At 60.9% G+C, this 21,376-nt stretch carries 17 protein-coding genes; 10 read left to right on the top strand and 7 right to left on the bottom strand.

The annotated features are described in order from the left end of the window. Positions 1-156: 156 nt before the first annotated feature. Both ACZ1HH_RS05035 and ACZ1HH_RS05030 read right to left on the bottom strand, forming a co-directional pair. The gene (locus ACZ1HH_RS05035; protein WP_472637301.1) at positions 157-2,439 is read right to left on the bottom strand and encodes a methyl-accepting chemotaxis protein; all 2,283 of its coding nucleotides are present in this window, start codon (positions 2,437-2,439) and stop codon (positions 157-159) included. A 503-nt stretch (positions 2,440-2,942) separates the two neighbouring features. Beyond that, a complete protein-coding gene (locus ACZ1HH_RS05030; RefSeq protein ID WP_416368255.1) occupies positions 2,943-5,732 on the bottom strand; it encodes a bifunctional aconitate hydratase 2/2-methylisocitrate dehydratase in 2,790 nt (929 codons plus the stop codon). 268 nt (positions 5,733-6,000) lie between these two features. On the opposite strand from ACZ1HH_RS05030, the gene ACZ1HH_RS05025 reads away from it, so the two are divergent. Continuing rightward, entirely contained in the window at positions 6,001-6,531 is a 531-nt protein-coding gene (locus tag ACZ1HH_RS05025) for a Hint domain-containing protein (protein ID WP_472636038.1), read from the top strand. Positions 6,532-6,545: 14 nt separating this feature from the next. Here ACZ1HH_RS05025 and ACZ1HH_RS05020 read toward each other — a convergent pair whose 3' ends face one another. Beyond that, a complete protein-coding gene (locus ACZ1HH_RS05020) occupies positions 6,546-8,132 on the bottom strand; it encodes an NAD(P)H-hydrate dehydratase (protein ID WP_487320410.1) in 1,587 nt (528 codons plus the stop codon). Positions 8,133-8,300: 168 nt separating this feature from the next. Between ACZ1HH_RS05020 and ACZ1HH_RS05015 the strand changes: the two genes are divergently transcribed. After that, entirely contained in the window at positions 8,301-8,639 is a 339-nt protein-coding gene (locus ACZ1HH_RS05015; protein WP_011538366.1) for a P-II family nitrogen regulator, read from the top strand. Positions 8,640-8,726: 87 nt separating this feature from the next. Next, complete coding sequence (gene glnA, locus ACZ1HH_RS05010) at positions 8,727-10,133, top strand: type I glutamate--ammonia ligase (protein WP_011538365.1); 1,407 nt, start codon at positions 8,727-8,729, stop codon at positions 10,131-10,133. Between the two features lie 146 nt (positions 10,134-10,279). On the opposite strand, the gene ACZ1HH_RS05005 is transcribed toward glnA, so the two are convergent. Beyond that, positions 10,280-10,741 carry a hypothetical protein gene (locus ACZ1HH_RS05005; RefSeq protein WP_044027069.1) on the bottom strand — a complete coding sequence of 154 codons (462 nt, stop codon included), beginning with the start codon at positions 10,739-10,741 and terminating at the stop codon, positions 10,280-10,282. Positions 10,742-10,905: 164 nt separating this feature from the next. Here ACZ1HH_RS05005 and ACZ1HH_RS05000 point away from each other — a divergent pair, with 164 nt between their 5' ends. From ACZ1HH_RS05000 to ACZ1HH_RS04990, 3 genes are all read left to right on the top strand, one after another. Then, positions 10,906-12,168, top strand: coding sequence for an Hsp70 family protein (locus ACZ1HH_RS05000; RefSeq protein WP_011538363.1), 1,263 nt, complete (start codon positions 10,906-10,908; stop codon positions 12,166-12,168). An 87-nt stretch (positions 12,169-12,255) separates the two neighbouring features. Next, entirely contained in the window at positions 12,256-13,068 is an 813-nt protein-coding gene (locus ACZ1HH_RS04995) for a lytic murein transglycosylase (RefSeq protein ID WP_011538362.1), read from the top strand. Between the two features lie 261 nt (positions 13,069-13,329). Next, the gene (locus ACZ1HH_RS04990) at positions 13,330-14,334 is read left to right on the top strand and encodes a hypothetical protein (protein ID WP_472636035.1); all 1,005 of its coding nucleotides are present in this window, start codon (positions 13,330-13,332) and stop codon (positions 14,332-14,334) included. A 37-nt stretch (positions 14,335-14,371) separates the two neighbouring features. Here the strand turns inward: ACZ1HH_RS04990 and ACZ1HH_RS04985 are convergent, their stop codons facing one another. Continuing rightward, entirely contained in the window at positions 14,372-15,139 is a 768-nt protein-coding gene (locus ACZ1HH_RS04985; RefSeq protein ID WP_472636034.1) for a heme-dependent oxidative N-demethylase family protein, read from the bottom strand. Between the two features lie 192 nt (positions 15,140-15,331). Here ACZ1HH_RS04985 and dddP point away from each other — a divergent pair, with 192 nt between their 5' ends. After that, positions 15,332-16,675, top strand: coding sequence for a dimethylsulfonioproprionate lyase DddP (gene dddP, locus ACZ1HH_RS04980; protein WP_472636033.1), 1,344 nt, complete (start codon positions 15,332-15,334; stop codon positions 16,673-16,675). Between the two features lie 18 nt (positions 16,676-16,693). Here dddP and ACZ1HH_RS04975 read toward each other — a convergent pair whose 3' ends face one another. After that, on the bottom strand, positions 16,694-17,545 hold the full coding sequence (locus ACZ1HH_RS04975; RefSeq protein ID WP_472636032.1) for an endonuclease/exonuclease/phosphatase family protein: 852 nt from the start codon (positions 17,543-17,545) through the stop codon (positions 16,694-16,696). A gap of 53 nt (positions 17,546-17,598) precedes the next feature. Continuing rightward, positions 17,599-18,186, bottom strand: coding sequence for an NUDIX hydrolase (locus tag ACZ1HH_RS04970; RefSeq protein WP_472636031.1), 588 nt, complete (start codon positions 18,184-18,186; stop codon positions 17,599-17,601). A 128-nt stretch (positions 18,187-18,314) separates the two neighbouring features. Between ACZ1HH_RS04970 and ACZ1HH_RS04965 the strand changes: the two genes are divergently transcribed. The 3 genes from ACZ1HH_RS04965 (at position 18,315) to purB (ending at position 21,350) form a co-directional block, all read left to right on the top strand. Next, positions 18,315-19,586, top strand: a complete 1,272-nt coding sequence (locus tag ACZ1HH_RS04965) for a bifunctional alpha/beta hydrolase/OsmC family protein (RefSeq protein ID WP_472636030.1) — start codon at positions 18,315-18,317, stop codon at positions 19,584-19,586. 84 nt (positions 19,587-19,670) lie between these two features. Next, positions 19,671-19,931 (top strand): DUF6455 family protein, encoded by a 261-nt coding sequence (locus tag ACZ1HH_RS04960; protein ID WP_472636029.1) that lies wholly within the window; start codon positions 19,671-19,673, stop codon positions 19,929-19,931. A 114-nt stretch (positions 19,932-20,045) separates the two neighbouring features. Next, positions 20,046-21,350 (top strand): adenylosuccinate lyase, encoded by a 1,305-nt coding sequence (purB, locus tag ACZ1HH_RS04955; RefSeq protein WP_011538354.1) that lies wholly within the window; start codon positions 20,046-20,048, stop codon positions 21,348-21,350. The last annotated feature ends 26 nt before the right edge of the window (positions 21,351-21,376 follow it).

Below are 21,376 nucleotides of genomic sequence, written 5' to 3'. Positions count from 1 at the left end.
AAGCCAAAACAAGTGCTGCTTGGCGCGGACGCTGTTCACCGCTGCATCGTGAACAGCAAAAACAAAAGAGAGCGGCCGTACACCGGCACGCTCTTGGTTTGTGGTCTCAGGTGGTAGGCGCGCCCTAGAACTCTTGCGCAGGGCGCGCGTGGAGTGTCAGAAATCCGACCATCTTTCATTTGCGCGCTTTGGTTCGGGCACGTCGTCCACCTCCTCGGCGGCCAGGTCGACGGTGACCGGGGGCGCCTCGGTGGCGCTGTCTTGCCACTCTTCCCCGTGAGCTGTGGGTTTTGCGGCTGCTACAGGCACTGGTAAAGCCTTGAGCGCCTCTTCGGATTTGGCGTCATTCTGCGTGCGGAACCGGCTCACAAATTCTGCAAGACGCTGCGAGTCCTGGCGCAAGAGATGCGAAGCCGCCGTGTTCTCTTCGACCATAGCCGCGTTCGCCTGAGTGACTTGATCAAGCTGCGACATGCCCACGTTGATTTCGATGAGCGCGGTCGATTGTTCTTGCGAGGATTTGGCGATCTCTTCGATGAGGCCTGCGATTTCCTTCACTTGATCCACGATCTGTGTCAGCGCATCGCCGGTCTTGCCAACCATCTGCACCCCGCGCCCGACCTGCTCGCCACTGGTTTCGATCAGGGTCTTGATTTCCAGCGCCGCTTCGGAGGACCGCTGGGCGAGGCTGCGCACCTCGGAGGCAACAACCGCAAAGCCGCGTCCCGCCTCACCTGCGCGTGCGGCCTCAACCCCTGCGTTCAGGGCCAAGAGGTTGGTCTGGAACGAAATATCGTCAATGACGCTAATGATCTGGCTGATCTGTTGCGAAGAGCTCTCGATCCCGTTCATCGCCTCAATGGTTTCGGTCACGATCACACCGCTGTTCTCGGCCATGCCGCGCGCCTGGCTGACGGTGTGCTCCACATTCATGACGTGTTCATTGGCAGATTTGACGCTCGCCGTGACTTCTTCTAGCGCGGCGGCGGTCTCTTCAAGCGTGGCGGCCTGGCTTTCGGTGCGCGAAGACATGTCGTCCGCAGATTCGCTCAGCTCCGCAGCACCTTTGGAGATGCTGCTGGCCACCTCGCGCACCTCTTCGATCACATCGCTCAACTCCGTCATCGCATCATTGATGCTGTAGCGCAGCTTCTTGTGTTCGATCGGAAAAAACTCGAGGATATGGTTGCGAAAATCGCCTTTGGCGAGGTTCATCAATGCCTTGCTGAGCGTGCGGACAACCATCTCATTGCCCTCCTGGATCACACGCTCGCGTTCTTTGGCCGCAGCCCCTTCCTGCAAGCGCCCCTGCAGGTGAACCAATGTCTCGGAAATAAAGCCCACCTCGTCGCGCTGATCGCAACCCGAGATTTCCTCTTCATAGTTTTCGTCTGCGAGGCTCTCCACATGGCCCGCAAGGCGTTCGAGGCGTTTTACCAGGCCGCGCACCGCCATGCTCGAGATGGCAACAACCAACGCGATGGTAATGGCCAATTCGATCACGGCGCTGCGTATCGCCGTGTTGACAACTGCCATCGCCTCATCGTGGTTGATTTCCAGCACCAGCCCCCATTCGCTCCCGTTGGGAACGGTCACGCTGGTCGTGGCCGCGAGGACCTCATCCCCATGCATCCCCACCACGGGATCAAAATAGCCGGACTGGCCCGAGAGGGCGCTCTTGATCTGTTCGCGCTCCGGCAACGCCTCGAAGGCGGCAAACCCACCCTCACGAGGGGACGCGGTCAGAGACAGCCCCTGCTCATTGACCAGATAGACCAAGCCGGTTTCGCCAAGTTGCTCGGATTGCGACAGAATATGCATGATGCCATCGAGCGGGAACTGAACCGCCAGCACCCCGATGCGCTCTCCCTCGAGAAACACGGGCGTCGACATGAACATCGCCTGCGCGCCGGCACTGGGCGCATAGGGCGCCATGGAACTCATGAAGAACTGCCCCTCTGCGAGGGTCAGCCCATTGCGGAAGACCTGGCCTAGACCGCTGTCCTTGTATTTCCCAGTTTCAAAGTTCAGGCCAAAATCATCCTCCTTGAACACCGAATAGATCAGGTTCCCGTCCAGATCGAAGAGGAAGACATCATAATAGCCATGAGCGCGAAGATGCGCGCGCAGACCGGCGTGATGGCGTTCATGCACCTGTGACCAAGCCGAGCCATCCTCGGCGGTATTCAGGACATCTTTCTGGCCGACCGGGTTGGGGTTGTCGTCAATATAGAGACTGCGCAGCGCCGAGGACGCCTCCCCGTCAAAAGTTTGCCAGGCCTCCGAGAATTCCTGTGTCGCCAATCTGACGGCGTAGCTGTCAGAAAGAGCGACGACCTCTGCCTCAACTTCGGCAAGCCAGTATTCCAGCGCGTCTTTGCGCCCCTCCACAACACCGAGGAAGGAGGCTTCATGCTCGCGTTCCACCGCCTGCTTCATCTGGAACAACTGCAGCGCGCCTGAAACGAGCACAATCACGACAACTGGAAATACAATCAAAAGGGGTAATTTCAAACCGAGTTTAAGATTACTCAAACGCAACATCTTCGATCCCTCGTTTACAATCCGCCCCGGAACAACATTCGAGGCGGCACATCAAACCTGTAACCTGGCGAAAAAATAAGCAGATATGCCTTTAAACTTCATGAATCTAACGTTTTGCTGCCACTTTGCGGCCTGATTTCGCTTCCCTTGCGCTAAGTTCACGAACCGTCAATTTTTGGGAAACCTTTGCGCTCACAGCCGCGCAATTTTTACTCCAGGACCGCTCTGATTGAAAAAAGCGCCTCCCAATAGGAGACGCCTTTTGTCGTTCAAAGACCGGATGTGCCATCCGATGGGCCGGATTCTGGCGGTCGGTCTGACCTTTCCAGACTGCGCGCCGCGGACGTCACCTGTGAGCATATTGCCCCCAGAAAGCCGTCTGCGCCGCGCAGAGGTGTTTAGAAATGCGCCGAGCGCGTTCCTGCCGGTTTTTCGACCGGAGGGGCAAATTTGGTGAGGTCAATACCCTCCACGGCGGTCTTGTATTCCTCGATCGTTGGCGTGCGACCCAGAATGGCCGAGAGCACCACAACCGGGGTCGAGGCAAGAAGGCTCTCGCCTTTCTTCTCGGCGGCATCTTCCACCACACGGCCCTGGAACAGGCGGGTCGAAGTGGCCAGAACGGTGTCACCCTTGGCGGCCTTTTCCTGGTTGCCCATGCAGAGGTTACAGCCCGGACGCTCAAGATAGAGGATGTTTTCGTACTCGGTCCGCGCCTGCGATTTCGGGAACAGATCGTCGAACTCAAAGCCCGAGTATTTCTGCAGAATTTCCCAATCGCCCTCGGCCTTCATCTCGTCGATGATGTTGTAGGTCGGCGCGGCCACCACGAGCGGAGCCTTGAACTCGACCTTGCCGTTGGCCTTCTCGAGGTTCTTGAGCATCTGCGCCACGATCTTCATGTCGCCCTTGTGCACCATGCAGGAGCCCACAAAGCCAAGATCGACCTTTTTCTCCGCCTTATAGAAAGAGATCGGACGGATGGTGTCGTGGGTGTAGCGCTTGGAGACGTCCTCGTTGTTGACGTCCGGGTCGGCAATCATCGGCTCGTTGATCTCGTCGAGATCGACCACCACTTCGGCGTAATACTTGGCGCTGTCGTCGGGCGACAGGGCCGGCTTCTCACCGGAGCGGATCTCGGCGATGCGCTTGTCGGCCTTGTCGATCAGCCCTTGGAGGGTACCCGCCTCGTTGTCCATGCCTTTGTCGATCATGATCTGGATGCGGCTCTTGGCGAGCTCGAGCGAGCCGATGAGCGTATCGTCATTGGAGATACAGATCGACGCCTTGGCCTTCATCTCGGCCGTCCAGTCGGTGAAGGTAAAGGCCTGGTCTGCCAGGAGCGTGCCGATGTGGACCTCGATGACGCGGCCCTGGAAGACGTTGTCGCCATGCTGCTTGAGCATCTGCGCCTGGGTGGCGTGGACCACATCGCGGAAGTCCATATGGTCGGCCATCTTGCCCTTGAAGGTCACTTTGACCGACTCGGGGATTGGCATGGTCGCCTCACCGGTTGCCAGCGCCAGCGCCACGGTACCCGAGTCCGCACCAAAGGCCACGCCTTTGGACATGCGGGTGTGGCTGTCGCCGCCGATGATGATGTCCCAGTCATCCACGGTGAGGTCGTTCAGCACCTTATGGATCACGTCGGTCATCGCGTGATACTGATCCTTTGGATCGCGCGCGGTGATTAGGCCGAAGTTGTTCATGAACTTCATCAGACGCGGAATGTTGGCCTGTGCCTTCTTGTCCCACACGGACGCGGTGTGACAGCCGGACTGATAGGCCCCATCCACGGTCGGCGAGATCACGGTGGCCGCCATGGCCTCCAGTTCTTGCGAGGTCATGAGACCAGTGGTGTCCTGAGAGCCGACGATGTTGACCTTCACGCGCACGTCAGAACCCGCATGGAGCGTCTTGCCCGGCGTGCTGCCCACGGCATTGCGGTTAAAGATCTTTTCAACCGCAGTCAGGCCCTGGCCCTCGTGGCTGACTTCTTTGGCCGGTGCAAAGACCAGCGGCGCCTCGATGCCGAGGGTCTCGGCCGCAAATGTCTGCAGTTTCTTGCCAAAGACGATGGCATAAGAGCTGCCCGCCTTCATGAACTCGACCTTCTGGGGCGTAAACGCGGAAGAGACATCCACCAGCTCTTCGCCGTCTTCGCTCAGGAGCTTCTTGTTCTTGGTGTCGATCTTCAGCACCGTGCCGGTTTCAACAGAATACTTCTGCTCCAGCACCGGGTTGCCGTCGTTGTTGAGGATCGCCTTGCCGTCGCTGTCGACCTTCTTGACCCAGTTCTTGAGGTCGAGGCCAATGCCGCCGGTCACGCCCACGGTGGTGAGGAAAATCGGCGAGATGCCATTGGTGCCCGCAACCACAGGGGCGTAGTTCACAAACGGCACATAGGGGCTGGCTTGTTTGCCGGTCCAGAGTGCCACGTTATTGACGCCGGACATCCGCGAGGAGCCCACGCCCATGGTGCCTTTTTCCGCGATCAGCATCACGCGCTTGTCGGGGTGCTGCAGCTTCAGCGCCTCGATTTCCTTCTGCGCCGCCTCGGAGATCATGCATTTGCCATGCAGTTCGCGATCCGAGCGCGAGTGCGCCTGATTGCCCGGAGACAGAAGGTCGGTGGAGATATCGCCTTCGGCGGCGATGTAGGTCACGACCTTGATCTCATCATCCACATCGGGAAGCTTGGTAAAGAACTCGGCCTTGGCGTAGCTCTCGAGGATCTCACGCGCAATCGCATTGCCAGCCTTGTAAGCTGCTTCGAGACGATCGGTGTCCGCCTCATAGAGGAACACCTGTGTCTTCAGCACGTCTGCGGCCTGCTGGGCGATCTCTGCATCCTCACCGAGGGCCAGATCCAGAAGCACCTCGACCGAGGGACCACCCTTCATGTGCGACAGCAGTTCAAAGGCGAACTCGGGCGTGATTTCAGCCACCTCGGCCTCGCCCAGAATGATCTCTTTGAGAAACGCCGCCTTGACACCTGCAGCGCTCGTGGTGCCGGGCAAGGTGTTGTAAATGAAGAACTTCAGAGAGTCTTCACGATGCTCGTTCCCGGTGTCCTTGATCTGCGCAATCAATTCCGCAACCAGCGCACCATCGTCGATGGGCTTGGGGTGCAGCCCCTCGCCTTTGCGGGTTTCGATCTCATTTAGGTAGTCTGTGTACAAGCTCATGACGGTCCCGACGATCCTGTGTAAGAAAAAGCCTGAAACGGGGGTCGCAAACGCTCTTGGCGAGCCGTGACAAGCTTGCTGTATGCGGCAGTATACCAATGCAGAATGACTTGCAAGCCGTTCCCGCATGGTTGGTTTACCGACGCTTGATTAGCACATCTGCGCTCAGATGCACCTCATCTCCGGCCTTCTTTCGCCATATTTATCGCGCAAGTGATGAAACCTGCATCATTGCACATCACACACGGTATCACCGGGAGGCCCGCCTGTGTCCTATTCAAAGTCACCGCCCTCCCTCGCGGGATCGGATCAGCACGCCCGGAGCGTGCGCGCAGGTCTGCGTCCGCTCAGTGGCATTGGTGCCGCGACCGAGGTGCTGACGCGCGCGGGCTATAAACATGCCTCTGAGCTTAGCGTGGGCGACCATGTGATCACCCGCGACCGTGGTCTTCAGCCCATCACGCGTATCACTCGCCAATTCGCGCGCAGCCGGATGGTCCGCTTTGCGGCCGAGGCTCTTGGCACGGACAAGCCCGAGCAGGACGTCCTTCTCCCTGCCCGCCAGTTGGTGTTGGTCCGGGATTGGCGGGCTGAGGCACTCTTTGGCCGCCACGAGGCGCGCGTGCAGGCGGCGGCGCTCATTGACGATCATTATATCACCGAGGCCGGCATGCAGCAGTTGGACTGTGTGCAGATCTGGCTCGACACGCCGTCCGTCCTCTATGTGCGCGGCATGGAAGTGCTGAGCGCGCATGCCTTCGACGATACCCTGGCCCCGAGGGTCGTCCCTATCCCGTAGGCATGCCAACCGCTCTAGAGCCCCAACTTGCGAAACAAATGGGGCAATTGCTCTGGCAGATCCTCTGCGATCAGCCCCGGCCCAAAATGCCGCGCGCAGTCGGCATGTAACCAGGCCCCCGTTGTGGCCGCATCGTGCGCGGCAAGACCGCGCGCAAGAAGCCCCGTGATAAACCCCGCAAGCACGTCCCCCGCCCCCGCGGTCGCCAGCCAGGGCGCCGCGCGCGCGCCAGCGGCGTCATGAATCGCGCAGACGCCGGCTTCATCTGCAATCACTGTATCGGCCCCTTTGAACAGGATGGTGCAGCCCGCGCGCGCTGCGGCGTCGCGGGTGGCGTCCACCTTGGAATAGGCGGGTCCGCGCGTTGCGGGCTCTGCGAGCCGCTGCGCAAGATCCGGAAACAGCCGCGCAAACTCGCCCCCATGTGGGGTCAGAACGCAGTTTTTGTGCAGCTGGTCGAATAGCGCATCCGGCGCGTCTGAGTAGGCTGAGAGCGCATCTGCATCCAGAACCGTTGCCCGCCCTGCCGCCAGCGCCACCGGCACAAGCGCCCGCGCCCGCTCATGCCCCAGCCCCGGCCCGAGACAGAGCGTATTGATCCGCGCATCCTGCAGAACAGCCTCCAACCCGTCCGCACCCTCGACCCGGCGCAGCATCACGGCGGTGACATGGCCTGCCACCTCCATCTGCGCGGCAGGGGACACACCCAGCGTCACCAATCCCGCGCCGATCCGAAGCGCCCCACGCGCCGCCAACCGCGCCGCCCCCGTCTGTCCCGCTCCGCCAGACAAGATCAGCGCATGGCCATAGGAAAACTTATGCGCGCCAGACCCCTTCGCGAGGTCCGCGCGATCCGGTGTATCGACGGATACTGTGGGCACCGCTGCGCCGGGCAGCTCATGGCCCTCCAACCCGATCGAGGCCACCCTCACCGTCCCGCAGTGCTGCGGCCCTTCCGCCAACACATGCCCCAGCTTCTGTGCATGAAAGGTGACCGTCAGATCCGCCTGCACCGCAGCCGCCCCGATCACACGCCCGCTGTCACTGCAAAGCCCCGAGGGCACATCAATCGCCACCACATTCCGTGCGACCTCACAGATCACTCCCAGCGGCAAATCCACTGGACGCGTCAACCCCGTCCCAAAGAGCGCATCCACAACCAGATCCGCGTGCTGCACCTTGGTCCCTGACGCAAGCGTTGCCGCCTCAAGGCGATGCACGTCACCAAGCGCGCACCAGCGCTGGTAATTCACCTTGGCATCTGCTGGCAGTTTCGCCGCATCCCCGTAGAAAAAAACCTCCACCGCCCAGCCTCGGAGCCTCAGCAGCCGCGCCACCACAAAGCCGTCACCGCCATTGTTGCCCGGCCCGCAAAGCACCACGGCGCGCTTCAGCTTTTCAGAAATATCCAGGGGGACGGCCGCAGGCCGGGGGGCAGCGCGCCCGTCAGCCCGACCGGCAAACTCCGGCCAGTGCTCAAGAATCGCCGCCACAACCGCGTTGCCCGCGCATTCCATAAGCTCGCAACCCGTCACAGCACCGCTCGCAATTGCCGCCTGCTCCAGCGCGCGCATCTGCTGCGCGGTCAAAACCTCAACCATCTCCACCCCTCCGATTCACTTCTGCCTATTTTTTAACCGCACCGATTAAATATTCATCGCACCCGCCGAAATCTGCATCAAACGACCGGCTGCCTCTTGGCTTACGGATTGTGGCGCTCAGTTGAAAATGATCTGACCACATTCGACAAGGTTGCGAGGAGCCCCGACATGAAAAAGATCGAAGCCATCATCAAGCCGTTCAAGCTCGACGAGGTGAAAGAAGCGCTGCAGGACGTCGGCGTTCAGGGTCTCTCTGTCATCGAGGTTAAGGGCTTTGGTCGTCAAAAAGGCCATACCGAGCTTTATCGCGGAGCAGAATATGTCGTGGACTTTCTGCCCAAGGTAAAAATCGAAGTGGTGCTCGACGACGATCAGGTGGACGCCGCCATCGAGGCGATCGTGGCAGCGGCCAAGACCGACAAGATCGGCGATGGCAAGATTTTTGTCAGCCCGGTTGAACAGGCCATCCGCATTCGGACCGGTGAAGCCGGCTCTGACGCCCTTTAAGAGGTCTGCCCTGCGCGCGACCCCGTGCCGCCGGGCAACAATGAACACCCCGAAACACCCAAGTTTCTCACGGAGGAATAACTTCAAATGAGCAAAGATGCTGTTCTCAAGCTGATCAAGGATGAAGAGGCAGAATATGTCGACATCCGCTTCACCGACCCGCGCGGCAAGCTCCAGCACGTCACCCTGATGTCGGATCAGGTCGACGAGGACTTCCTCGACGAGGGCTTCATGTTCGACGGCTCTTCCATCGCAGGCTGGAAATCCATTGAAGCCTCCGACATGAAGCTGATCCCCGACACCGAATCCGCCTATGTCGACCCCTTCTATGCCGAAAAGACCATCTGCATTCACTGCTCCGTGGTCGAGCCCGACACCGGCGAAGCCTATGAGCGCGACCCGCGCGGCACTGCCGAAAAAGCAGAAGCCTACCTCAAGGCCTCCGGCATCGGTGACGTCGCCTACATGGGCCCCGAAGCAGAATTCTTCCTGTTTGACGATGTGCGTTTCTCCAACTCCATCAACAAAGTGTCCTACGAGGTCGATGCAACCGACGCCTCCTGGAACACCGATGCTGAGTATGAAACCGGCAACATGGGCCACCGCCCGGGCGTCAAAGGCGGCTACTTCCCGGTAAACCCGGTCGACGAGTCCCAGGACCTGCGCTCCGAGATGCTCTCCACCATGAAGCGTCTGGGCATGAAAGTGGACAAGCACCACCACGAGGTTGCGTCCTGTCAGCACGAGCTGGGTCTGATCTTTGACAGCCTGACCAAACAGGCCGACGAGCTGCAGAAGTACAAATACGTGATCCACAACGTGGCCCACGCCTATGGCAAATCCGCGACCTTCATGCCCAAGCCGATCGCAGGCGACAACGGAACCGGCATGCACGTCAACATGTCCATCTGGAAAGACGGCAAGCCGCTCTTTGCAGGCGACAAATATGCGGACCTGTCGCAGGAAGCGCTGTACTTCATCGGTGGTATCCTGAAGCATGCAAAAACCCTGAATGCTTTCACCAACCCGTCCACCAACTCCTACAAGCGTCTGATCCCGGGCTTTGAAGCCCCCGTTCTGCGCGCGTATTCCGCTCGTAACCGTTCCGGCTGCGTGCGTATTCCGTGGACCGAATCCCCGAAGGCAAAGCGCGTCGAGGCCCGCTTCCCCGATCCGGCGGCAAACCCCTACCTGGCGTTTGCAGCGCTCCTGATGGCCGGTCTTGACGGCATCAAGAACAAGATCGATCCGGGCGAAGCCATGGATAAGAACCTCTATGACCTGCCCGCAGAAGAGCTGGCCGACATCCCGACCGTCTGTGGCTCCCTGCGCGAAGCGCTCGAGTCGCTCGCGGCCGACCACGACTTCCTGCTGCAGGGCGACGTGTTCACCAAAGACCAGATCGAAGGCTACATCGCCCTCAAGATGGAAGAGGTGGAAACCTACGAGCACACCCCGCATCCGGTCGAATACCAGATGTACTACAGCTGCTGATCTCTCGAGATTGGACTGATATGGAAAGGGCGCCCCATCTGGGCGCCCTTTTTCTATGCTCTGGCAGCCGGGGTTTTCAGCTCGATCCTCGTCTCACTGACATGTTGCGCCCGCAAGACGCGCCAGGCCAAAGGGTGCAAGCCGGGTCAGTCCACGAATGGCGTCGAGCCGTCCCAGCCGCCCCTGTTTCCTGCCGTGGGAACCGGCACAGGGGCCGAGGTCGCATTCTGGGCAGGTGCATTAGGAACTGGCCTATTCTGAATTGGCACGACACCCGAAGCCCCTGCCGGCCTCGACACAAGCTGGTTCTGCATAGTGCTCGAATCTGTCACCACGCCTGCGGCGCAGCGCCCTGAAAAAACCTTATAATCGGGCGCCGAGGGCAAGACACTGACGTTGAAGTCCGCAATCGAGCCATTGCCACATACAAGCCCGGAAAGCTGGGTTTCGACTTCCTGAGACGTCCAGTCGGACCCCGCGCTGCCACTGAACCGGCCATTCCCATCATTGTCGAATTGCAGTTGATTGCTCGCAGGCACCTCGCCGCAGGCCGCAAGCATCACGCAGCATGCGATCGATAAAAAACGTTGGGCCGGTTTAATAGTCATGAAATTTCTCCCCAATCTACGGCACCTTACTGGCTCACTCACCCTAAACAAGAGCTTGAAGCCCCCAATACAATCGCCCCAATCCAGTTCGGAGTTCTTCTCTTGAAGCCCTATGCTGTCTCCCATAGGAAGGTGCGTTCCATCGCCCGACAGGAGCCCGCGCAATGAACTCCCCTGCTATGTCCCCCAACACGCTTGGCATAGACTTTGGCACCTCAAATTCTGCTGCGGGACTTGCGGTGGCGGGGCGGCCCTGGCTGGTGGAACTTGAACCGGGCGAGACAACGCTGCCCACGGCGGTGTTCTTTGACAGCGACAGCAAGAAGATGCGCATCGGGCGCAGCGCGACCCGCGCGCTCATTGAGGGCGAAGAGGGCCGCTTCATGCGCGCATTGAAAAGCCTGCTTGGCACATCGCTCCTTTATGAAAAACGTCGCCTCGGTGGTGTGACGATGGATTTCACCGATGTGATCGCGCATTTCCTGCGCGAGGTGAAAACCCGCGCCGAAACTGCAACCCGGATGGAATTCACCCATGCGCTCTCGGGGCGGCCGGTAAAGTTTCACTCCAAGGATGAGACCCGCAACGCCCGCGCCGAAGAAGACCTGCGCCATTGCTACAAGAAGGCCGGATTTCAGGATGTGACCTTTATGTATGAGCCCGAAGCCGCCTTGCGCGCGGCGCGCCCGCATCCGGGCATCGGCCTTGTGGTGGACATCGGCGGCGGCACCTCGGATTTCACCTGCTTTGAACAAGATGCGACGGGCGGGACGCGTATTCTGGCCAGCCATGGCCTGCGGTTGGGGGGCACCGATTTTGACCGCCAGATCAGCATCGACCATGTGATGCCGCATCTGGGGCGCGGGGCGATGATCCGCAACAGCTTTGGTGAGGGCAGCCTGCCCGCCCCCAATCGGATCTTCAACGATCTTGCCACATGGCAGATGATCCCCTTTCTCTATGGTCTCGACACTCGCCGCGCCGCGCGGGATCTGGCGCAGAACGCCGAAGACCCCACCACGCTCAACCGTCTGGTGCAGGTGCTCGAAGACGAACTGGGGCATGATCTGGCCTTTGCAACGGAGGCCGGGAAAATCCGTGCCAATGGCAGCGACGACGCGGGCGCCCAGATCGACCTGCGCCTGATCGAACGCGGTCTTTCTGCCGCCCTGCCCCGCGCCGCGCTGGAAGCGTCGCTGGCGCAGATGGTGCGCGAGATCCAGGATGAGGCCAAGGAGACACTCCGGCTGGCCGATGTGGCGCCAGAGGCGGTCACGCGGTGTGTCATGGTTGGGGGTTCGGCCTTGCTGATGGCGGTGCGCGCCGCCCTTCAGGACCTCTGCCCCACCGCCGAGATCGAGACCGAGCGCGCCCTCACCGCAGTGGCCGATGGGCTAGCGCTTGAAACGCAGGATGGCGCCGCCTGACAAAAGCTCCCCGCAAATAAGAGATGAAAACAGAGGCTCCGGCGCGTAGGTTGATCCTATCCGCGCCATTTCCAATGAGGGTCTTTCATGCTGTTTTCCCGTCTCGCCGCCCTTGGTCTTGTGACCTGCCTTGCCGTTGCCACCCCCGAGGTCGTGCGCGCCGCGAGTTGTGGCAACACCGCCGCGGGGTTTGAAGCCTGGAAGGCCGATTTTGCGCGCACGGCCAAACGGGCCGGGGTCCGTCAGGCCGGGCTCAACGCGCTGGCGCAAACCCGATATGCCACCGGCACCATCGCCGCCGACCGCAATCAGAAGAGCTTTCGCTATAGTCTTGAGAAGTTCATGCAGGTGCGCGGCGCGACAACCATCGTGGCACAGGGCCGCCGTCATAAGGCCCGCAATGCAGAGTTCTTTGCCGCGCTTGAGCGCAAATATGGCGTGCCGGCGGGGCTGTTGATCGCCATTCATGGCATGGAGACCGCCTTTGGCAATTATATGGGCGACAGTCAGGTGGTGTCGTCGATTGTGACCCTCACCTATGACTGCCGCCGCTCGGAGTTTTTTGAACCCCACGCCATCGGCGCGCTCAAGCTCGTGGATCAGGGTGCGATCTCCATGGCCACCAAAGGTGCGAAACACGGGGAGCTGGGCCACACGCAGTTTCTGCCAGGCAACGCACTGAAATATGGTCAGGACTGGAACCGCGACGGGCGGGTGGATTTCTACGACATGGGCGACGCACTCGCCTCTACCGCGCATTTCCTGCGTCAAAAAGGCTGGCGGCCGGGCAAAGGCTATCAGCAGGGCGAGCCCAACTACAAAGTGCTCAAACAATGGAATGCCGCCACCGTGTACCAGCAGTCCCTCGCCATCATGGGCCGGCAGATCGACGGCTCCTGAGCCTGAGATCCGGGCGTTAAGAACAATCAACGACGAGGTCGCCAGATTGTAAGGGCTTGGGCATCAATGTGGCTGTCAGAGGTCCAGTTCCTGCCGCATTTGCCCGCCCGCGCAAAACCTCCGCGAAATATATTTATTATTTATAGTAACTTACGCCAAACCGACGAGCGACGGGCACCTTGGAATTTTACGACGATATATCTGTCGTTCCCGCCCAAATTTCTACGTTTTCGGAATCTACCTTGGGTTGGACCACAACCGATGGAGGATTTCACGGTGCTCGATCAGACAACACAGAATGTGCAGACCTCGGCCTATCGCGGCAAGCTCGGGTTTGGAGAGCGGGACGAAGCGGCGCTGTCAAAGGCCTCGGTGCTTGTTGTTCAAACGCTCGAAGAATTTGGGCATGAGGTGGATCAGTTTCACACCAAAAGGGCGCATCGCATCCGGCTGGAATGTGACCACTATATCGTCGACATCCGCCATCGCCGCAGCCCACACCCAATGCGCCAAAGCGACGGGAACCCCTGCCGCAGCCACCTGGACCTGATCCTGACGCCCCGCTTTCCCGATCATGTGGATGCGGAGCTTACCGAGATGATCCTGGCGCGCACCCTGCAGAGCCTTCTGGCCGAGCTTGATGCAACCACGGTAGAATGGCTGGAGACCGGGATCATGCTGGATCGCGACGCGTTTCTGGCAGCCTTTGCGCCCGAGACGCAATCAGAAGAGCAGACCGCTCCCCTCGACGGGGTCGATCTGGCCTGCGACATCCAACTGCCCATCGACGACCAAAGCGCCACCCCGATTGGGGACGCCCGGCCTGCGGCGACGCCCGTCATGGCGCCAGTGATGGCCTTTGACAGCTACGCTGCGCGCAATGCCGATGCAGAGCAGGACGCGCGCGAAGCACCGCAATGCCCCAAAGGCGCTGCACGGTTTGCGCCGGTAGATGAGACCTTTGGCAGCCTGTCCCTGGCCTGCGACCGGGTCATCGAGCGGCGGGCCCCTGCCCAGAAGGATCTCTCTGCGACTTACAAGAAGGTCTCCGGGGCGCTCTCGCTCGAAAATTGCACCCCCAACAAGGCCAGCGCCTGGGTGCTGACAGCAATCATGGCACTGTTCTCGCTCCCGCTTGGCATCACGGCGGCGGCAGTCAATTTCATTCGCGGCGGCGACATGCGTTTCAGTGTGCAGATGATGGCCCTGCTTGCGGTGCTGGTGTTCCTTGAATCAACGGTTCTTTTGAACGCCGCCGTCAACTGACGCGCAAAAACGAACATATAAGCCCCGCAATATCAGTCTATTGCGGGGTTTTCTCGTCTCCCCACTGGCCTAGCACATCCGCGCGGGCAAGCACCTGCGTGTGGATCGAGAACACCACCGCTCTGGTCTGGGGCAGCCGATAAATAGACTGCAATTCGCTGCGCAGATAGGCGCGGGTCTCTGGCGTCGACGTTGGGCGTGGATCCTGTTCCAAACGTGGCTGATGCAGGCTCGGATCCGCATACCACAGTGCATTAAAGCGCCAGAGCGGCCGCCCCGCCTGCACACCGTCAAACAATCGCTGCACCCGCCGTGCAATCCCGCTGTCATAGTCCTGCACCGGAGCGTGGATCGCCAGCAGTGGTTTCATGACCTTCTCCGAGAGAGTCCAACTGGCGGGAAAACACAAAACCGCGGCTGTCAGGATATGCTCGGTGCTGCCTTCGGGCTTTTCAAGAATACAGAAATCCTGCTGCGCGATGTGGCCCAGGGTCTCCATCGGGGCGGCACGATTGAGTGCCACCTCAATCCCATCCGGGCGCGTGATCCGCTGCACCTGTCGCCCCGCGCCATAGCGCGCTGCAAGCACATGATCGAGCAGCTCCTGTGCGGCAGGCTCCGCCTCGGGGGCCATTGCCAGCACTGCATCCGCATGATCGCGCAACAGACGCGTGCGCTCCTGCATCTGGGGGGCAAACCCCTCGTCAAAGCGCAGCCAGTCCTCGGGCGCAAGCGGCTCAATACCGGGCAGCGGGCGCGGTGTCATCGGATTATATGGCAGGGTGCGGTGGAGAATCTCAGTCATCGCATAGCCATAGCAGCCCGACCAAATCTGTCTACCACTGTACAGTTCTGGACAGTTTCAGGGGTACCACCGGCATTTTCCATCCAAATTCGCCAAAATGCCCCCCTTCGAGGTCGCATTTGGGAACGCCCGCCCGCCCAGCGCCCTGCAGGCTAACGCTGAGACCACAGCTGAGACCGCAGGGAGGTGCAGATGAACGAACATTTTCGCGATCGTCGCAAGATCGACCCCAGCCGAGGCGCTGTGCTTGGCGACGGCACCCCCAACGACAATGACCGCATCGAGATCGGCCCCACGCAACTGGCGTTTGCGGAATGGACGGCGGCGGGGCTCAGCCTGCCCAACCTTGAGGCAATGCGGAGCTATCGCTGGCAGCGATTGACGCAGGCGATTGTCGACCGGGACTATGGCGGGCTGTTGATGTTTGACCCGCTCAACATCCGCTATGCCACCGACAGCACCAACATGCAGCTCTGGAACACGCACAATCCGTTTCGCGCCCTGCTGTTGTGTGCGGACGGCTACATGGTGATGTGGGACTACAAGAATTCACCGTTTCTTTCGACGTTCAACCCCTTGGTGCGCGAACAGCGCTCGGGCGCGGATCTGTTTTATTTTGATCGTGGCGACAAGGTGGACGTGGCAGCGGATGCGCTCTCCAATGAAATCCGGGACCTGATTGCAGAGCATGGCGGTGGCAACAGGCGCCTCGCGGTGGACAAGATCATGCTCCACGGGCTGCGCGCGCTCGAAGCGCAGGGCTTTGAGATCATGGAAGGCGAAGAAGTCACCGAGAAGGCGCGCGCCATCAAGGGTGTGGACGAGATCCTCGCCATGCGCTGTGCCTCACATGCCTGCGAGACGGCTGTACGCGCGATGGAGGATTTCGCACGGCTGAATGTGGGCGACGGCACGACATCAGAGGATGATATCTGGGCGGTGCTCCATGCCGAGAACATCCGTCGCGGCGGCGAGTGGATCGAGACGCGGCTCTTGGCCTCTGGACCGCGCACCAACCCGTGGTTTCAGGAATGCGGCCCCCGGATCACGCAGCGCAACGAGATCATCTCGTTTGATACCGACCTTGTGGGCAGCTACGGGATCTGCGTCGACATCTCGCGCAGCTGGTGGATCGGGGATCAGAAACCGCGCCCGGACATGATCTATGCGATGCAGCACGCCCATGAGCACATCATGACCAATATGGAGATGCTCAAACCCGGCGTGATGATCCCCGAGCTCAGCGCAGGCACCCATGTGCTTGATGCCAAGTATCAGGCGCAGAAATACGGCTGCCTGATGCATGGGGTTGGGCTCTGTGATGAGTGGCCCCTTGTGGCCTATCCGGATCACGCGGTGGAGGGCGCCTATGACTACCCGCTGGAGCCGGGCATGGTGCTCTGCGTAGAGGCGCTGGTGGGCGAAGTGGGAGGGGATTTTTCCATCAAGCTCGAAGATCAGGTGCTGATCACCGAGGATGGATATGAGAACCTGACCACCTACCCCTTTGACCCGGCGCTGATGGGACAGGAGTGACCGCAAGGCTCACGTGCTTCAGTCCTGCGCCTCCGGCCATGGCAGGCGGGCCAGAAGCCCGTGATGATCCGACGCCAGCTTGGGCTGTCTTTCGATGACGCCGAGGCCCTTGGGCGCAAGCACATGGTCGATCCCGATGGGGTAGCCGAGCGGGGGCAGCTCAAAGGTCGCCCCATAGGGACCAACCCGCGCCATGCCCCCCGCAGCGCCGATGCGTTTCACCGTGTGAGACCAGGCCACGGCGTTGAAGTCCCCGGCAAGGATCATTGGCCCCTCAAGCGCAGTCAGTTCCGCCACAATGCGCTCCACATGAGCGGCCTGCTCGTGCGGCCAGGGCCAGGGCAGATGCAGGGCTGCCACCCAGAAACGCCCCTTCGGTCCCTCGACCTCCATGGCGGCCAGTCCAAGGTCTTCGGCGCAGGTCAGCCGCTGGGTCGCGCGCAGCCCGCGCGCCAGCACTGCCACCCGACCAACGTTGCGAAACGCGCAGACATGCTGCACCGGGTAATCCGCCTGCAGGCTCTGAAGAATGGGCAGGTTCTGGTCCGAGACCTCCTCCAGCGTCACCAGATCCGCACCGGAGTCCCGAATGGCCGCTACAAGACGCGCATTGCCTGCGTTCCGCCAGAGCATGTTCTGCTGATAGAGCGTGAGCTCTGGCGCGGTAAGATCCTGCCCCCCACCGGAGTGACCAAGCCACATCCCCAGCATCACAACACTCGCCAAGAGACCCAACAGCGCCGCGCGCACGTCGTGGCGCAGCAAGAAGGCAAAAACGATCGCCCCCCCGGCGAAGGGCACGCGAAAGACCGCAAGACTATCGCCAAGGGGATGCAGCGCACCAAGGTAGCCCCCAGAAAGCGCCAGCATGCTCAGTGCCAAGCCTCCCCAGAGCCCCATCCGTGCCCATCTGCGCAACCGCATCAAAGGCCCAACCGCGCATGCCACAGGGGCCATTTGCGCGCCAGTACGGCAATGCTTTCGGGCTCTGTTGAAAGTGCGCTCAGCGGCACCCAGGCCAGCGCATGAGATTCCGCGCTGGCCACCGGATCGCCGGCCTCGGCAACAAAAAGAAACCGCACATCGTAATGAAGATGCTGCTGCTCTTTCGATGAAGCGGGGATTTCATGCACATCGACGTCGAACACCTCGGGGCTGAGAAGGCGGATGCGGCGCAGACCGCTTTCCTCATAGGCTTCTTTGGTGGCGACAAAACAGGCGTCCTCGATGCCATCGCAATGCCCGCCCAACTGCAGCCAGCGGTTGAGCTTGGCGTGATGGGTCAAGAGGACCGCGTCGAGACCCGCAGACAACACAAAGGCCGAAGCGGTCACATGACCGATCCCCGGATCACGTCCAAAAGCGCCGGGGTCTTCAGCGCCAAACTCGGCGCAAAAGGCCGAAAGCCGCGCCCACATCTCGCGATCGCGCGCATCCAGCGGCGCGAAGCGGCCGATACCTGCGAGGGCCTCCATGGCTTCGGACGGGGCCGCGATGTCCTGCACGCCCATGTGACGCTCCTTCACCTTACCGTGACGGGAGCCATCGCCGACTTGCCGTTGCTCCCCCATCGTCGCAGTTTAAAGAGGTCAATCCACCCTCGCCAGCCCAGAAAGCCCAACCCTCGAAAGCGACGCCCATGCCAACCGAACGCATCAGCTTTGCCGGCCACGCCGGACATGACCTCGCCGCGCGCCTCGACCTGCCCGAAGGGCCGGTGTTGGCCACCGCCCTTTTTGCCCATTGTTTTACCTGCTCCAAAGACATCCCCGCCGCCCGGCGTATTGCCGCGCGTCTGTCCGCCATGGGGATCGCGGTGCTGCGATTTGATTTCACCGGGCTGGGTCATTCGGGCGGCGAGTTTGCAAACACCAGCTTCACCTCCAATGTCGCCGATCTGATTGCGGCTGCGCGCTATCTGGCCAGCCGCAACATGGCGCCAGATATGCTGATCGGACATTCGCTGGGCGGTGCGGCGGTGCTGCGCGCGCGGGCAGGTATCCCCTCGGTCAAAAGCGTGGTGACGCTGGGTGCGCCCTTTGATCCGGGTCATGTGGCGCATCATTTCGAGGATGCGCTGGAGGAAATCAACCGCACGGGCCGGGCCGAAGTAAACCTTGGCGGGCGGCCCTTTGTGATCGGCAAGGAATTTGTCGATGACATCGGCCAGACGGAACTTGGAGAGGCGATCTCGGACCTCAGGGCCGCACTTCTTGTGATGCATGCGCCGCGGGATGCCACGGTTTCGATCGACAACGCGGCCGAGATCTTTGGTGCGGCGCGCCACCCCAAGAGCTTTGTCACCCTTGATGATGCCGATCACCTGATCACCGATCCTTGTGATGCCGAATATGCAGCAGACATGATTGCCACCTGGGCCACGCGGTATGTGGACATGAAGCCCCCCGCGCCGCCGCCCGGCGCCCCAGAGGGTGTCATCCGCGTCACCGAGGCGGACCCGCAGGGGTTCTTGCAGGATGTGCAGAACGGCCCCTACCATCATCTGCTGGCCGACGAGCCCGAAGCCTATGGTGGCACCAACCGGGGCCTGTCACCCTATGGGTTTGTGGCCGCCGGCCTTGGGGCCTGCACGTCGATGACCTTGCGGATGTATGCCCGGCGCAAAGACTGGCCCCTCGAGGGGATCAGCGTCGAGGTCTGCCACGACAAGGTCCATGCGCAGGATGCCATCCCCTCTGGCCCTGCCAAGATCGATCGCTTCATGCGGGTGATCCATCTGCAGGGAGATCTAGATGCGGAGCAGCGCGCCAAGCTTCTGGAGATTGCCGACAAATGTCCGGTGCATCGCACCCTTGAACAGAGCTCTCGGGTCGAAACACGGCTGGAAGATGCACCCAAGCTGCCTGATATGTCCCGCGAAGGGCAGGATCTCGACACCGCCTCCATTTGATCGACATCCCATTTGATCGACATCAAGGTGCGGCGCGTCCTCTCGGCTAGGCTCTCCGGAGCCAGCAACAAGAGGATGCCCGCCATGGGACTGATGCGCAAACTCGGCCACAGCGCCGATCTCGTCAATGGAATGAGCCAGCGGCTCGGTGTAGATCAGGCCGCCCGCATGGCTCGCGACCCAGAGCGTGAAGCGCGCCGCCAGATGCAAATGGTCACGCGCTGCGCCGGATGCCACGAGCAGGTCGCCTGTGGCGCGCTTCAAGCCGAGAATGATCATCTTTCGGCCTGCCCCAGCTATTGCGAGAACAAAGCCAGCTTTGAGCTCCCGGAAACCCAGGTCTAAGGCACGTTTTCAACGGCAGATCGGGCCCTGCTGCGGCGCGGCGCTTGCCGCCGCGGCATCGCTCGTCTATGAGAGCGCCATCTCTTCCACCGTCTTTGAAAGGTGCTGCTGCCCATGATCCCCCGCTACGCCCGCCCCGATATGGTTGCCGTCTGGTCTCCCGAGACCAAGTTCCGCATCTGGTACGAAATCGAGGCGCACGCCTGCGACGCCATGGCAAACCTCGGCGTGATCCCGCGCGAGAATGCCGAAGCGGTCTGGAAAGCCAAAGATGTCGAGTTTGACGTCGCCCGCATCGACGAGATCGAAGCCGTAACCAAACATGACGTCATCGCCTTTCTGACCCATCTGGCCGAGCATGTCGGATCGGAAGAAGCGCGCTTTGTGCATCAGGGCATGACCTCTTCGGATGTGCTTGATACCTGTTTCAACGTGCAGCTGACGCGCGCTGCGGACCTGTTGATGGTCGGCATGGACAAGCTCCTGGACGCGCTCAAAAAACGCGCGCTGGAACACAAAGACACCGTGCGCGTTGGCCGCAGCCACGGCATCCACGCCGAGCCCACCACCATGGGCCTGACCTTTGCGCGCTTCTACGCCGAGATGGACCGCAACAAGAAACGCCTGATCGCCGCACGCGAGGAAATCGCCACCGGTGCGATCTCTGGCGCCGTGGGCACCTTTGCCAATATCGACCCACGCGTCGAAGAACATGTCTGCGAACAGCTGGGCCTCAACCCGGAGCCGATTTCCACGCAGGTGATCCCCCGCGACCGCCACGCCATGTTCTTTGCCACCCTCGGCGTAATTGCCTCCTCTATCGAGAACATCGCGGTTGAGATCCGCCACATGCAGCGCACCGAGGTGCTGGAAGGTGCGGAATTCTTCTCCATGGGCCAGAAAGGCTCCTCGGCGATGCCGCACAAGAAAAACCCGGTCCTGACCGAGAATCTCACCGGTCTTGCGCGTCTGGTGCGCATGTCGGTGATCCCGGCGATGGAGAACGTGGCGCTTTGGCACGAGCGTGACATCTCGCACTCCTCGGTGGAGCGTGGCATCGGCCCCGACGCCACCGTGACGCTCGATTTTGCGCTGCACCGTCTGGCGGGCGTGATCGACAAGATGCTGGTGTTCCCGGAAAACATGCTTGAGAACATGAACAAGTTCCCCGGCCTCGTGATGTCCCAGCGCGTTCTGCTGGCGCTCACCCAGGCGGGTGTGAGCCGCGAGGACGCCTATTCCATGGTCCAGCGCAACGCGCTCAAGGTCTGGGAAGAGCGCCTTGATTTCCGCGAGCTGCTGCTGGCGGATGCCGAGGTGGTTGCGGCCCTGGGCGAGGACGGCATCAACGAGAAATTCGACATGGGCTATCACACCAAACATGTCGACACGATCTTCAAGCGGGTGTTTGGCGAATAATCCCACCCTCATGCACAGATCAGAAA

This window comes from Epibacterium sp. HA2-3, from assembly GCF_055693725.2.
The sequence above is the reverse complement of the archived record's forward strand: the minus strand, read 5'-3'. Positions and strand labels throughout refer to the sequence as shown.